The sequence below is a fragment of the Streptomyces sp. NPDC002853 genome (assembly GCF_053591915.1).
This window is the reverse complement of record NZ_JBSFUS010000012.1, coordinates 327,640-341,699: the sequence shown is the minus strand read 5'-3', so window position 1 is coordinate 341,699 and position 14,060 is coordinate 327,640. Positions and strand designations below refer to the sequence as shown.

The 14,060-nt window shown below is 63.8% G+C and carries 11 protein-coding genes and 2 pseudogenes; 7 read left to right on the top strand and 6 right to left on the bottom strand.

Features of this window, described 5'->3' with window-relative positions:
• Positions 1-46 precede the first annotated feature (46 nt).
• The 3 genes and pseudogenes from ACWD02_RS32160 to ACWD02_RS32150 form a co-directional block, all read left to right on the top strand.
• Positions 47-282: pseudogene (locus tag ACWD02_RS32160) on the top strand (hypothetical protein); the annotation flags it as partial.
• A 253-nt stretch (positions 283-535) separates the two neighbouring features.
• Positions 536-814 (top strand): hypothetical protein, encoded by a 279-nt coding sequence (locus ACWD02_RS32155; protein WP_451216742.1) that lies wholly within the window; start codon positions 536-538, stop codon positions 812-814.
• A gap of 12 nt (positions 815-826) precedes the next feature.
• A pseudogene (locus ACWD02_RS32150) lies at positions 827-949 on the top strand (DUF397 domain-containing protein); the annotation flags it as partial.
• A gap of 92 nt (positions 950-1,041) precedes the next feature.
• Here ACWD02_RS32150 and ACWD02_RS32145 read toward each other — a convergent pair.
• From ACWD02_RS32145 to ACWD02_RS32130, 4 genes are all read right to left on the bottom strand, one after another.
• On the bottom strand, positions 1,042-1,344 hold the full coding sequence (locus ACWD02_RS32145) for a WXG100 family type VII secretion target (protein ID WP_451216739.1): 303 nt from the start codon (positions 1,342-1,344) through the stop codon (positions 1,042-1,044).
• 55 nt (positions 1,345-1,399) lie between these two features.
• Positions 1,400-1,705, bottom strand: a complete 306-nt coding sequence (locus ACWD02_RS32140) for a WXG100 family type VII secretion target (protein ID WP_451216736.1) — start codon at positions 1,703-1,705, stop codon at positions 1,400-1,402.
• 90 nt (positions 1,706-1,795) lie between these two features.
• Complete coding sequence (locus tag ACWD02_RS32135; RefSeq protein ID WP_451216733.1) at positions 1,796-2,992, bottom strand: S8 family serine peptidase; 1,197 nt, start codon at positions 2,990-2,992, stop codon at positions 1,796-1,798.
• Between the two features lie 1,693 nt (positions 2,993-4,685).
• The gene (locus ACWD02_RS32130) at positions 4,686-5,162 is read right to left on the bottom strand and encodes a hypothetical protein (RefSeq protein ID WP_451216730.1); all 477 of its coding nucleotides are present in this window, start codon (positions 5,160-5,162) and stop codon (positions 4,686-4,688) included.
• 334 nt (positions 5,163-5,496) lie between these two features.
• On the opposite strand from ACWD02_RS32130, the gene ACWD02_RS32125 reads away from it, so the two are divergent.
• Positions 5,497-5,958 (top strand): hypothetical protein, encoded by a 462-nt coding sequence (locus tag ACWD02_RS32125; protein ID WP_451216727.1) that lies wholly within the window; start codon positions 5,497-5,499, stop codon positions 5,956-5,958.
• Positions 5,955-8,114 carry a hypothetical protein gene (locus tag ACWD02_RS32120; RefSeq protein ID WP_451216724.1) on the top strand — a complete coding sequence of 720 codons (2,160 nt, stop codon included), beginning with the start codon at positions 5,955-5,957 and terminating at the stop codon, positions 8,112-8,114. Before ACWD02_RS32125 ends, ACWD02_RS32120 begins: the two co-directional genes overlap by 4 nt.
• Positions 8,115-8,942: 828 nt before the next feature.
• On the opposite strand, the gene mycP is transcribed toward ACWD02_RS32120, so the two are convergent.
• The gene (gene mycP, locus ACWD02_RS32115; protein ID WP_451216721.1) at positions 8,943-10,196 is read right to left on the bottom strand and encodes a type VII secretion-associated serine protease mycosin; all 1,254 of its coding nucleotides are present in this window, start codon (positions 10,194-10,196) and stop codon (positions 8,943-8,945) included.
• 15 nt (positions 10,197-10,211) lie between these two features.
• Positions 10,212-11,747: a type VII secretion protein EccB gene (gene eccB, locus ACWD02_RS32110; protein ID WP_451216718.1), complete on the bottom strand. Its 1,536-nt coding sequence runs from the start codon at positions 11,745-11,747 to the stop codon at positions 10,212-10,214.
• A gap of 188 nt (positions 11,748-11,935) precedes the next feature.
• Between eccB and eccE the strand changes: the two genes are divergently transcribed.
• Positions 11,936-13,258: a type VII secretion protein EccE gene (gene eccE, locus ACWD02_RS32105; RefSeq protein WP_451216715.1), complete on the top strand. Its 1,323-nt coding sequence runs from the start codon at positions 11,936-11,938 to the stop codon at positions 13,256-13,258.
• Entirely contained in the window at positions 13,258-14,022 is a 765-nt protein-coding gene (locus tag ACWD02_RS32100; protein WP_451216713.1) for a hypothetical protein, read from the top strand. Before eccE ends, ACWD02_RS32100 begins: the two co-directional genes overlap by 1 nt.
• The last annotated feature ends 38 nt before the right edge of the window (positions 14,023-14,060 follow it).

Sequence of the window (14,060 nt, the reverse complement as noted above, 5' to 3'; positions counted from 1 at the left end):
GGGATTCAAACCGTCATCGACAACGGGGAAGGGACTCGACCGGGACACGGTCGGCGATCCCGCCTCGCGGACCGCGGACGACGGTGAGGGCAACCGCACACCAATGTCGATGCGATGGGTGGTGCCTCCCGATACGAGTACACCCACTTCGACGCGCTGTCCGCCCGCACGGGGCCGGACGGGGTGCGCTACGACTTCACCCATGACCACGAACTGCGCCTCACCGAGATGGCCAACCCACAGGGACTGACGTGGACGTCAGGTCACTACGCCTACGACCCCACACCTAGCAGCAAGCCAGTCCTCTGGGTGACTACGCGAGGGCGCTCCGGCATGTAAATGACGGCGAGAAGGTTGTCAGGCACAACGGGGATTACCAGATTCTCCCACCTAGGGGACGTCGTTGAGACGCGGAGGCAAGCCATTGACTGAGGGCACGCAGCGCGAAAGAATCAAACGGGTCCTGAACAACTTCGGATCGGTAGTCTGGCTCAGGTCTCCTGTCGAACAGCACCCCATATATGGATATCTGCAAGTGTCCTTCGTCGCCTGGCGATTCGCGGAGCCTCATGAAGACTTCAGAGGGGTCTTCGATGCGGTGATTCGAGAAACACCAACCGCCATTGAATGGACACTCAAGGTAACCCGGCATTGGATGATCGCACCCACTCGCCTCATTCAGCAACCTGGCCCCGATGGAACTACTTTCAATGAGGCCATGCTCCGCATCACTGAAGAGGACCAAGCTTTCTGCGCAGCATCGAGAGATGATCTCGCGGTAATTCTCGAAGCTCTTGAATCAGCATCAATTTGATCGACCATGCGACCCGAGGGTGCGGTGGCCATGCGGTCATTTATCGAACCGAAGGCCGTCCTGCGGGTACGCCCGGGGCGGAGTGGCGCGCGTTCGTACTGGGGTCGCGACGGGGAGTTCGACCTGGAGCCTTAGCCGCTGAATGGTGGAGCCGCCCCGGAGTAGGCAACAAGACGGGGTGGACACCTCCCGCGCGTGTCCACCCCGGTGTTGCGTTCTACTCCGGCTCACTGGAAGTAGCTGGCGCCCTTCAGGTCACCGCCGCGGTAGTCACCGCCGGCCTGGCCGACCTTCTGGCCGATCTCGACCAGAGCCCGGTGGATGGCCTCGGCGTTGGCGTCCCACTCCTTCTGCTTCAGGACGTACGCCTCGTGGGCCTTGCCCTCCCAGCCCTCGGCCACCTTCGCCACCGCCCGCTTGATATCAGCGAGATCCGCTTCCAACTGCTTGGCTTGGTTACCGAGTTCGGTCGTGATGGCATCAAGGCCACCATATTTGACCGCCATCTCACCGTAGTGAACGTTTGCCATGTCTACCCCGTCTCTCGGTGGTTATAGAGGGTCATTCCACTGGGAACGACGTGTCTCAGTAGCTGTTGATGGCCGACTGCTTGCCGCCGTACTGCACGTCGATGCTGTCCATCGTCGACCGGACCTGGTCCTCAAGTCCGTCCGTGAGCTTCTCGTTGCCGCTGATGCCTTCCAGGAAGTCCACCAGGATCCTCCCGATCGCCTGCATGCGCTCGTTGAGCTCAGTCTGCTTCTTGTCGAATGCGTGAGCTCCGACGCCTCGCCAGTTGACCTCCATCGTGTCGAGGGTGCCCTGGAGACGCTTGAGCTGCTGCTGGACCGATTCGTACTTGCCCACGATCTCTTTCTTCAGCAGCGCCACTTGCTCATTGTTCAACTTCTGGCCTTCAGCCACGGCTGGGCTCCCTTCTTGAACCTTTGTTGGTATGGGTCGGGTGATGCTGCGTCGCGGTCAGGCTCTGCGCCGAGCACGCATAACTGCGAAGGCACTCCCGCCGATCACTGCGGCTGCGGCGATGGACCCGACGATCAACCACAACTGCCCGTCACTCTCCCCGGGCTTGGCGCTTGAAGCTGCCGCCGCGGCCCCGTCATCCGTCGCCCCCTTTGGAGGCTGCGACGAAGCCGGCGAGGAAGCAGAGGGCGACGCCTCCTTGCCGGTGCCGGTGCCCGCACCGGGCGTCTTCTCATTGGTGAGGGGGTCGACATCTGCGGGGCCGGGGTCCCCCCTCCCCTCCAGCAAGTTGGGGGCCGGCCGGACGAGGCCATAACCGAGGTACATGCTCGGATCGTCCTTCGGCCAGTCGCGGCCTGCCGTGTCGAGGAGGACGCGGAGGACCTGGTTGGCCGTCCAGTTGGGGTGCTTGGACCAGATCAGGGCGGCGGAGGCGGAGGCGATGGCCGTGGCCGCACTGGTTCCGTCGCCGTCCTCGCAGTACGAGCGGAAGGTCTCATCACACCATGTGGGAAGACCTAGGCCCGGGGCCGCCAAGTCAACGTAGTCACCGCGTTCAGAGAACTTTGCGACCTTGCCGGACTTGTCCGCAGCGGAGACTCCCGTGACAGATGGGTATGCGGCGGGATACCCGATGAAGTTCTTCTTCTCCCTGTCATTGCCAACGCTGGCAAACATCAATTTGCCCTTCGAAGCGGCGTACTTCACCGATTCTTTCTCATCTGGATACATGTAATCAGAACCGAAGGACATGCTGATGATCTGGGCGTCACTGTCGGCCGCGGCCCGAATTGCTTCGGCACTCCGGCTTCCCTCCTTCCCGAACTTGTCGCCCAGATTGGTGCGGAAGGACACGACTTTCGCTCCGGGCGCCAAGCCCTGTATTCCCCCGCCTCGGCCGGATCCCACGATCAGCTCAGCCATCGTGGTTCCATGCCTGTCGTAGTCGTCCCGTGACCCACCAGGCAGGTCCGTCACGTCCTTGCCCGGCTGCACGCGGCCTTCGAGGGAAGGAGTCTCCGAGACCCCCGTGTCTACAACCGCGACTTTGATTCCCTTTCCAGTGCTGACTTTCCACAGGTCATCGGCACCCATGGCATCCAGGTGCCACTGCTGAGACCGAACATCGTCGGCAACAGCGCTCGGGGCCAGCGCGACTGACACGAGGGCCAACACACCGACTGTCGAGCCCACGAGAGCGGCGAATCTCCGTCCTGGCCCCGAAAACGGCTCGACCCATTGGCAACGTCGGTCGAACTTTGGCTCCATGCCCTGCACGTCCTCGCTCGCGATCAGTCGATTACCGGCGGCACTTGCCGCCGGCTGCTAGGCAGATGTGTTTCCTCATCCTCGACCAGGCACCCAGGCCGCTGCGCACCCTCGTCCTCGTCCCGATCAGGGCGCTGTCTGTTGCTCCCAGAACCACGCACCAAGCCTGCTCCACCAGCTGTGAACCCGCTACTGCCGCCCCCGCGGGCGGGTACACGCCCCCTGGGGGCCCCGACAACACCATCTGCGTTAGCGGTGGACCGGCGAGGCACCTGCCCCCCACCAGCCGGGCGACCCTGGGGCTTCGCTCCCACTACCCCGCGCTGGTTTCCGCCTCCGCCTGTGGTTCTCGAACCACCAGTGCCCTCAGCGCCAATGACCGGGCCGCGGGACACCCGAGACTGGCCAGGATTCGGCACCGGGCCAGAGGCAGGCCGCCCTCCGACAACGCCATTGGCGCGTCCCGCACCAGTCCCGGGCACGCCAGAACGCGGGCCCACCGCTTCGCTGGGTCGAGGCGTTCCTCCGGTTACGGCACGTCCCAACGGCGGCTGCCCAGCCGTCGTCGGACCACTGATGTTTCTTCCCGTAGCCGTCTGCCCTGCGCGCCCAATCGGGCTCGAAGGAGCACGTCCCGGACCCCCAGTCGGCCCGGCCGGGCCCATGGTTCGCCCCTGAGCCGGGAGTGAAGTCTTCGGCCCCCCTGCGGGCGCTGAGGGCCGAGTCACCGGACCATTGATCGCCGGGTTCCGAGGACCGCCCACGAGGGGAGGGACAGGTTCGCCACCAATACCCGTGGGGCCAGGGCCTGGAGGCGGCGAACCGGGTGCCGGACTGACGGTTTGCGGCGGCAAGGTACCGACGCTGTCGATCTCCGTGCCAACAGACTGGTCCGGGGTAACGATCGAGCCGCCCGGGGTGGTGATCGGACCACGTTCGGCGCCCCGTGGCGGCGAGGTGTCGTCCGAAGGTGCGGGAACTGACATCGCGGTGTCGACGGGACCCGGAGCCATTCCCAGAGGTCCGGCTGGAACCACAGTGGAGTTCGCCGCCTCCTGCCCCCCACCACCAGAACCATCGCCCCTGCCCACAGGCCTCGGTACTCCCACATTCGGCATAGCCGAAAACGTAGGCGGCTCCTGCCCGGCCATCGAGTGCTGCGACACCTGGTAGAACGACGACAACCGGTTCATCTGGTTGATCGCCTCTTGCCGATGCTTCTCCGCCTTGGTCGCGGCGTCGTACTCCGCGTTGCCGTCCACCCGCTTGGGGGTGGGAATGTCCTCGACCATCTTCGGATCGGCGCGCTGGTCCCGGGGCGGCATGGAACTGCGTACGGACGCCAGCCCTGCCCCCGCGGATGCGATATGAACGCTGGCCGTGTCAGCGAAATCGGAGAGGTTATGCGTGTCCTTGACGAGGTTCTTGCCCCACTTACGGAACGCCTCCCCCGCCTCGCCTTCCCAGTCGACACGATCGATGTGCTCGCCAAGCTCCTTGGCAGCCGCGGCAATCGCGTTGCGAGCCTTCTTGAGCGCTTCCCCCGCGCTCTCCAGGTCGCCGGGATTGGCCTGTTCTACCAGGTCGATCATGTCGTTGAGGCGGTGACCTTCGAAGCTCACAGACGCCACCCGGAGTCGGAGCCGTCGTCGGTATTGCTGCGGGACGAGTCGCGCATGCCGTCCTTTTCACGCTGAGCGGCAGCAGCATCACGGTCGACCCTGGTCTGAATCGCCCAGAAGCGCTGCCTCAGGTCCTCGTCAAGGTTGTCGAACCCGACGTCCGCACCATGCACGGCAATGCTCATGGCGTCGATCTGGTCACCGAGCATCTTGGAGAGCGAGGTCAGCCGCTCGTGTACTTGGTTGTACTGCGAGTACAGGCCATCGGCTGCCGGAAACGTACTGCCCTCGCCGCTGAAGGAACCCCGGGAGAGCTTGTACCCCCCGACCGCGCTCGAACCGCCCGCTGATCCCTCGAACTCCGTGAGCAGCGTGTTGACGCGCCGCCGAAAGGTCTTCAGCGCCTCCAGCCCGCGTTTGAGGTCAGCGCCCGATGACGGCGCCGTCCCCCCGCGCCCTTCTGTAGCAAGCACGATGCCTACCCTCCCCGTTACCGGCCTACCCCGATCGTTTGAGGATCGCGGTGGCTCGGTGGTCACTTATCGCGCCCGCGTCACTCTAGTCACACTCAGCGTGACAGCCAACTCGACTTTGCGTAGCAGCAGTTGCAAATCAGCCAAAGGTATCGGCCTCATCAGTCATCAAACTTGGGCACAAGCCATGACTTGACGCACCTGTACGGAACGACCGGCCAGCAGGCACGACGTTTCAGTCGTGCAACACGGTGCGGGGTCACACGCGTTGTTAGATTTAGCCGAACAGTGTCATCCGACGAGGTGGCCTGAGTCACGGGGGAAGGGTGCGCCCATGGCATGGGACGAGTGGGAAAAGCTCAAGGCGGAGGCGACTGAACGCAGTTCCGCACACATGCGGCTGAACGGGGCTGATCCCGGCGATGGCGGTCGAGGGCTAGGTATGCCCACGGAGGCGGGAGTACTCAAGGTCTCGAACAAGGATCTGGCCGCAGTCGGTAGCAAAGCTCACGATCTATACGACCGGCTATGGCGGGAAGCACGTGTTGCCGTGCCCACCAGCGACACAGCCGCCGGCGAGCTGAGGTCACAAGGTTTCGCTCTAGGAGGTGCTCTTCAGCACGTCTCGACTCGGTGGGAGGAGCAGCTGAAGTCACTCTTGGACGCGTGCGCGCATATCTCGAACCACATGCGTTTCACAAGGAAGACTCACCAGAGCGACGAGGACACCATTTATCGCGCCATGAGCAGCATTGAGACGCTTGACAAGGCCTTTGACGAGGGGAAGCGCCCGTGAATCTCGAAGAGCTGCGCCAGGCAAACTTCTCAGCACTGGGGGAGGCCATCACAGATTGGTCCTCCACCATCAGGAACCTGACCGAAATGGAAAAGGTCGCTAGGGTTGGCCTTAAGCAAGGGGCCAACCGCGCCAATTGGGCCGGTGTGAACGCCACTGTCTCCCGAGAATTTATCAGCAAAACAGCGGGCGAGTTCAGCGATGCCGTCACTCAGGCCACCACAATTCATAATATTCTACGTGACACTCGCGGCGAACTCATCAAGTGTAGGGACGAGCTGAATCGCGCTATCGAAAGAGGTTTCAAGAAGGGCCTTTCGGTGTACGGCGTGGACGGTGGCGGTTTCAAGGTCTTGGTAAGCGTGCACCCCGAGCCTCCCGAGAGCAAAAAAGCGGTCGAGCCGCTCCGGGATGAGCTTCTGCGCATTCTGAACCAAGCGACTGAAAGTGACACCACAGCTGCCGAGGTTCTCCGCGCAATCGCAGATCAAGCTGAGTATGGCTTCTCGGACGCCAAGTACAAGGATCGTGACTCCGCTGCCGACGCGCTTGAAGATGCCGAGAAATGGGCGAAGCTCGCAAGGCGTCCGGAGGGCATGTCCGACAAGCAAATCGCCGCCTTCAATCGCGATCTAAAGAAATATCGCAGCGACGACCTCTTTGCCGAGCGATTCGCAACGAGCCTCGGTGGGAAACAGACGCTGCAGTTCTGGACCGACATCGCCGCGACACACCAGGGAAATCGTGCCGACATTGACGCTTACAAGGATTTGCAGAAGAATTTCAGCATGACGTTGGCTACAGCGACGCAGTCCGATTCTGCAGATATGCAGAGGTGGGAGCGCGAGGTACTGAGGGAGGGAAACAGCAACTTCAATAATAAAGCTTCTGGAGCACCAGTGGGTGTGCAGGGATTCCAGGTAATGAGTAGCTTGATGCACCACGGAAATTACGACAAAAGTTTCCTCGCGGGATACGGCGATGACCTCCTTAAAAGGGATAAAGCTCATGCTTCAGGAGCGATGGGGACCAAGGATATTTGGGGAGACAGCCCTAACATCGATCTCATTTTCGGCAAGTCGAATGGTAGCGACCCCATGGTTGGCTTCATGGATGCCCTCTCGCACAATCCCGATGCCGCGGAGGATGTTTTTCATGACAAGTCGAACCTGAACCACTTGCTTGAGAGCACCAGGAATACAGACCGAGGGGCATCTGTTGGTCACGCACTAGAGGCCGCAGTTACGGGGGTATCGCACGGAGATTTGACGCCCGCCGGCCCGATTCCACATAACAGGAATCAGGTAGAAATCGTGAACAACCTCATGCATGCCATCGCAGCTCCGGAAGATGGAGAAGAGCTCGTAACCAAGAGTACGGGCGAGAGCTTCGGGCATATCGCAGCAGGTTACATGCCGGAGATTAACAGGACAATTGCAGGCCCGGGCGCAGATAATATCTTTACGACGAACAGCGAACTGCCCAGAGGACTTGATCGCACGGACACATATCGCTTCCTGGACGCGCTCGGCAAGGACGACGACGCGGCCGCCTCAGTAATCTACGGTCGCACCATTTATACCAGTAGTGCCATCGAAGCACATATGGCGAATCCAGATATTTATGGAGGAGCAACATCAGAAGCGATCGAGGCCATTGCGCATAACTCTGGGGTGATCGAGGGGATTCTCGGCCACTCACGTGCTGACGTCAGTATTGATGAACAGGTGACGGCTGACAAAAGCGCGAACGACGCGCTCAAGCGGCAGGGAGATTTCTTCAAGACCGTTGTGTCAACTGGAGTCGCAGTAGGTACTGTCGCCCTGGCTCCGCAAGGAATGGCCGCAGAGGCAGCCGCCGCAGCGGGAGGTGCATTCTTCGGAGGTGCTGCAGCACTCGGCGTTGACAATATCTTTGAGGGGCGCGATGTGGATGAAAAGGATAAAGCAATCTACCACAGCGGAAAGAAGCTGAATATGACCGAAGATGCAACCATTCAAACCATGCTTGACGCAGCGGCTGAGGCTCGCAAGGAACACGGCTATTCCGAGGTAAGCAAAGACAGTCTAGATAACATCATTCGTACGGCGACCCAGAGCGGGTGGGTAGAGAGTGATGCCCGCATGGAAGATGCTAAGAATCGACCGAGTGCATAGAATGAAACAGACGAGCCTTAAGATCAAAAACAGGAAAATTCAAGTAGCTCTTGGCGTCACAGCGTGTGCAGTTCTTATCGTCGGCTCAGTACTTGGGTACCGAAGGTTTTTCCTGAGCGGTATCGAATCGCTACCAGAGAAACCATGCAACGGAGCAGTCACGCGCGCCACTGCAGATGACATACTCCCGGCTGCCCGCAAGGTAGATGACACTTCGCGAAAGACTGTGCCCGGAGATCAGTTTTCCTTCAATTGCGCGATAAGCACGAGCGACGATTCAATCCTGTCGGCATGGGTGAAAACTCACGATTCAAGCGTGAAGTCGTGGGAGAACTTCTACCGCGATAGCCTAAGAGGAGAGTCACTGGGTGTCTCCGGCGAGGTTCATGCTCTTTCGTGGCCCCGCGAAACAGTCGTCTACATGCGATGTACTCCCCCTGGGAGTAAGCCCAGCGAAGCCGTTGAAGCGTACTCTCTTATTGTCGAGTCAAAGATTGTAGGCGAGAGTCGCGTTTCCGGATTCGAGCTCCGTCAAGCCTTGACTGACTTTGCTTTCCAGGCTGCAGAATATTCCTTTACTGCTGGCGAATGCAGGGAAGAGTTGAGGTTTCCTGCAAGTCCACCTCGTGTAATAGATCCCAGTCAGGGGTGATCAATAATTGAGAACAACCAGCGCTTCCCATCTTGAGTAGCAGGAAATCTCGATGATCTGAGCGGCAGCGATGGTTCTTGCGATCCGGCTGGCTATAGCATGCCTCCCGAAAATCCGTCATAGCCTGCGTGGGCGTCCCACCCCGAATTCGCATGGCAGGCATCGAAGTTCCGGGGTTACCTGTTTCTTTCACTACGTCGCTCCCGCCGCCGCCAATCCCGCACAGCCACCCCCGCCCCACCGAGCCCCGCCACCACGACCCCCGCGCCAACCGCCACGTACGTGGCGATTCGAGCCGTGCGTTCCTCGGTTGTTTCGCCGAGGTTGAGTTTCGCGGGAGTCGGGGCCTTCGCTCGAGTGATGCCTTCCTCGGCTTTCGGGGTCTCGATCGGGTGGTCGTCCTCCGTCAGGGCTCGGACCGGGTCCACCACTCCCCAGCCGACCAGGCGGTCGTGGCCCGCCACCGAGCGTTCCGCTGTTTGTTTGATCTGGGCCGTGATCTGGCGCGGCGTCCAGTCCATGTGCTTGGCCTTGATCAGGGCCGCCACTCCCGCCACGTACGGGGCCGAGAAGCTGGTGCCGTTGTCCGAGCAGTGGCCGCCGCCCGGGACCGTCGAGATCATGTCCACGCCGGGGGCTGCCACGCCCACGGCCTCGCTCGACTGGGAGAACGCGGCCCGTTCGTTGTTGCGGTCCGATGCCGCTACCGCCAACACGCCCTCGTAGGAGGCCGGGTAGGTCGGTTTGACGTTGCCGCCCAGGCCGTCGTTGCCGGCCGACGCCACGATCACTTTCCCGCGCGCGAGTGCCCTGTCCACCGCCTGCTTCAGCATCGGGGCCGGTTCCACCGCGTTGGCCGTGTCCTGGGAGATGTTGATGACGTCCGCCCCCGCCGTGACCGCGTAGTCGATCGCCTCGGCGAGAGACTTTGTGTCGCCGTGACCCTCCGCGTCGTTCTGCTGAATGGGGATCAGCGTCGCTTCGGGGGCCAGGCCCACGAAGCCGGTGCCCTTGACCGGGCGGGCCGCGATGATGCCCGCCACGCGCGTGCCGTGGCCGACGGTGTCCGTCGTGCCGTTCTCCTTGCCGCGCTCGATCTTGTCTCCGTTGTCGTCCTTAAGGTTCTTGGGGAGCAAATTGCGGCCCTTTGATGCTTCTACCGCACTCTTGAGCTGTGGATTCTTGACGTCCACTCCCGTATCGATCACCGCTACCCGTACGCCCTTTCCGGTGGACTGGCGCCACAACTCGTCCAGGAGGACCCGCTGCAGCGCCCAGGGACGGCCCGCGTACTTCTTCCCCCCGAACGTGCACTGGTCGCCGGCCGCCGTCGCGGTAGGGGCAGTCAGCACCGTTGTCGTCGCGATCAGCGTCAGAGTCGCCGCCGTAGCTGCTGCAAGGGACGGCCGGCGGGGTGTGTGCGTCACCATTAGGTCCCCCGCCGCCTAAGAACCCTGCGGCTGGCGTGCAGCCGAGGTCGAGAGACGCGGGCCTGTGGGGAGGAACGTGGACCAGGAAGCCGGCACCGGGGTCGCGTCCACGTTCGCGTAGCCGAGCCGGGTCTGGGCCTGCCGCGCCTCCTGCTGCTGTTGCTTGCGCTGCTTGGCCGAGGTGCCGATGCCGGCGTCATCCGTCGCGCTGTCGCTGTTGGACTGCATCGCGTAGCGCAAACCCGTGTCCGTGGCGAGGAAGACGGGGCCCGCCTTGGTCTCGGAGCCCGTGAACTGGCGGTAGAGCAGACCCGATCCTGCCGTCACGTACGCGCTGGACGAGCCCGTGGGCAGCGTGGCCGGGAAGTCTGTTCCTGCCCACGTGCTGAGCGTGGTGTCTCCACCGTCGCCATCAACCTTGCGAAGGACGTTGCAGACGGTGTTGCGGCTCCCCGCGCTCTCGGAGGCTTCATTGGCGGTCACCGGAGCCTGGCTCGGCCATGCGTACTCCGAACCGAACACCCTGGTGTCCGGGGCGAAGGCGCCTGTGCTCAGGTTGCGGGCGTGCCCGCCCTGGCCCACGTCGACCAAGTCCGGGCTGCCGAGGAGCAGGTGCGCGGTGAAGTCGGAGACCGGCGCGATGCGTCCGGGCTCCACTACGTAGTGCTGCGTCCCCGCGCCCTCGGTTGCCTTGAGGACCATGCCGACCCGGTTCGCCTGCCGGTCCTGGAGGCCCTTCACGTTGGCGGCGGCTCCGGGAACGCCCTCCACCTTCGGGAAGGTGATCGGGTCACCGAAGTGCAGCGTCTTGAGCCACTCACTGGAGACCCGTTGCGGTTCACCACGGTCGGAGCCCACGATGGTGCGCAGCAGGCCATCGAGTTCATCCTTCTGCGCGATCCGGTATGCCCTGCCCCGGGCGTCCACCACATAGCGGACCTTGTCGGGCCCTACGACGTACAACAGCTCGCCGCCGCGCAGCCGTTCGCTGCCCTCGGTCTTGTTCTGTTCGCGCTCCGCGAGGATGAACGCGGCCTTCTGGATGGCTCTGCCGCCCTCGCCGGGGCGCTCGCACACCGCCCAGCGCTTGGCGGAGCCGGCCTCGGACTCGCTGGGCAGGCGGTCGGGGGCGTACGGGATGCCGATGGTGGCGCCGTGCGGGATCTTGCCCTTGTCGAGGACCGACTCGTCGACGTTGATGACGTCACCCTTGTCGGCGTCGAGGAGGAGCTTCGCCGAGGCCATGTTGAGGACCGGGTGGAGCTGGCGCTTGCCGTCCGTTTTCAGGACCACGTATCGCGTCGTTGACTTGCTCGCGATGATCACGTGTTCCTTGGACTTGTCCCAGCCTGGCTTGGCCGCCGGTTTGAACATGCCCCATGCGCCGAAGACGGCCAGGACGATCACACCGACGATGATGCCGGGAACCACGCCTCGCAGCGGGCGCGGTGCGCCTTCCTCCGAGCCCGACGGCGAAGGCTGGATGAAGGACGCCAGCGTGCGGCGCTTCGCGAAGGTGTAGGCGTTGAGTTCGTCCCGCCGTGATGCCATGAGTGTCTGCTTCTCCCCCGTGCAGCGCCGGGGGCATGCCACCCCCACCCTCCGTTGTCAGACCCGGCCCCTACTATGCCTGTTGAGTAATCACGCGTGTGAGGTGGGTAAGGTTCGCGGGCACTCCCGAGGGTTCGTGTCCCGCCATCACCTGGGTGATTCGGGAGAATTTACGGGGGGTTGGACTGATGGCTGCTGCAGCGCGGACCGGGGCTCAGGGACCGTCGAGGTCCGGAAATCAACGGCGGGCAGCGCCCGATGGGGTCGGTGCCACGCAGTCCCGAGGGCCCGTCACCTTCCATCTCCGCGCGCGCTCGGCACAGTTCGGCTCGTTTCGCTTGCAACGGCTTGTACTCATCGAGGTGGCTGCCGCCCTCCTGCTGGCCGCCTGGGTGATCGACCCGCTGGCCGTCGTGCCGATCGCTGTCGTCGCCGCCGTACTGGTGCTGCTCGCGGTCGTCCGTCGTCGTGGCCGTGCGTGGCACGAATGGTTCGGCACCGCGCGGGCATTGCGGGCACGTAAGCGCCGGGCGGCGAATGCTCCGATACCGCCGGGCACGGAACCGGCGTTCGCCCCGGCCGTCGAGTGCGATCCGGCCCTGCGTACGTATGTATACGCAGACCGGGATCGGCGGCAGGTCGGAATGGTCGGGGACGGGACGTTCGTGACCGCCGTGCTGCAAGTCGAGTCGGACGCGACCGCGTTGCGGGCCGAGCGTGGGCGACAGCCGTTGCCGGTCGGGCTCGTACGGGATGCCCTGGATGTGGACGGGATCCGTCTCGAGTCGGCACAGATCGTGCAGCACACCCAGCCCGCGCCCGCACTGCATCTCCCGCAGCAATCCGTGGCCGTCAGCAACTACGCCCCTCTGCAGGCTCAGACCGGAGCACCCGCCGTACGGATCACGTGGGTTGCTCTGAAGCTCGATCCCGAGCTATGCCCCGAGGCCGTGGCAGCGCGCGGGGGCGGGCTCGTCGGGGCTCAGAAGTGCGTGGTGCGCGCCATGGATCAGCTGGCGAGTCGGCTGACGGGGGCCGGTTTCCGGGCCACGGCACTGTCCGAGGAGCAGTTGGCTGCCGCCATCGCCACCTCAGCGGGCGCGAATCCGCTGGTCACCGCTGAGGCCGGGCGGACAGAGCTGCCCGAGCGCAGGACCGAGGAGTCCGCGCGCGCCTGGCGCTGTGACAACCGCCGCCACACGACCTATTGGGTGCGCCGCTGGCCGCAGTTGGGGAGCGCGGGCGGTCCGTCCCTGCCTCAGCTCGTCGCGCTGCTCACCGCCGTCCCGACGCTTGCCACGACGTTCAGTCTCACTTTGCGCCGCGGCGAACGGCAGGAGGTGTCGTTGTGCGGGCACGTGCGGGTGACCGGTCGCAGTGACGCCGAGCTGGACACCGCTCGGCGCGCGTTGGAGCGGGGAGCCCAACAGGCCGGCGCAGGGCTGGTCCGGCTCGATCGTGAGCAGCTGCCCGGGATGCTCGCCACTCTGCCGCTCGGGGGGACCCGCTGATGACCGTCACCGATCCGACCACTCCCACCGCGCCGCCGACCAGGGGCGAGGGGCTCCGCACGGCGTTGCGCAGCGGGTTCGGGTTGCTCGGGCCGCGGCATCGTCGCCACGCCCTCTCCGCCGAGCAAGTGGACGCGTTGGCCCTGCCCATCGGCGACGATGGCGTCGTGATCGGCGTGGACGCACAGGGCCAGCCCTCTGTTCTCGGCGTCAACCGCCCGACTCCGTACGACGTGCTGCTGATCGGAGGGTTGTGGACAGCGCAGGTCATCGCGTTGCGAGCGGCCGCGACGGGGGCGCGGGTGGCCGTGGAGACCGGCCGGGCAGCAGCTTGGGCGCAGCTCGTGGAGGCCCTCGGCGTCGGGCCGAGCGGTATGTCGGTGCATGAGGTGGGGCGCGTTCCCCCGCAGGGCGCTTCGGCGGGAAGTCCGGTCCTCGTGGTGCGCGACTGCGGGATGCGGCCGCCGCGGGGGCGGGTGGTCTCCGGGCCGTGGCAATCGGTGCTGACGCTGCTGCCCTATCTGAGTCCGGTCGCGCCTCGGCTGATCCGGCAGGCCCGGCTCGTGGGTGTGCAGCGGGTCTCACCGGATGAGGCGGTTCAGATAGGGCGGTCCGTGGGACTGCCGCGCGGTGAGGTGGAGGCGTTGCCGACGCTTGCTGACGGGGTGACGTTGTGGTGTGCCGATCGTGACCGGCAGTACGTGATGACGCAGCCTACGGACGCCGAGACCGGATTGTTGGGTACGGCACGGAGGATGGATTGACCGGGGGGTCGGTGTCGGCTGACCGAGCGAATTAGTCA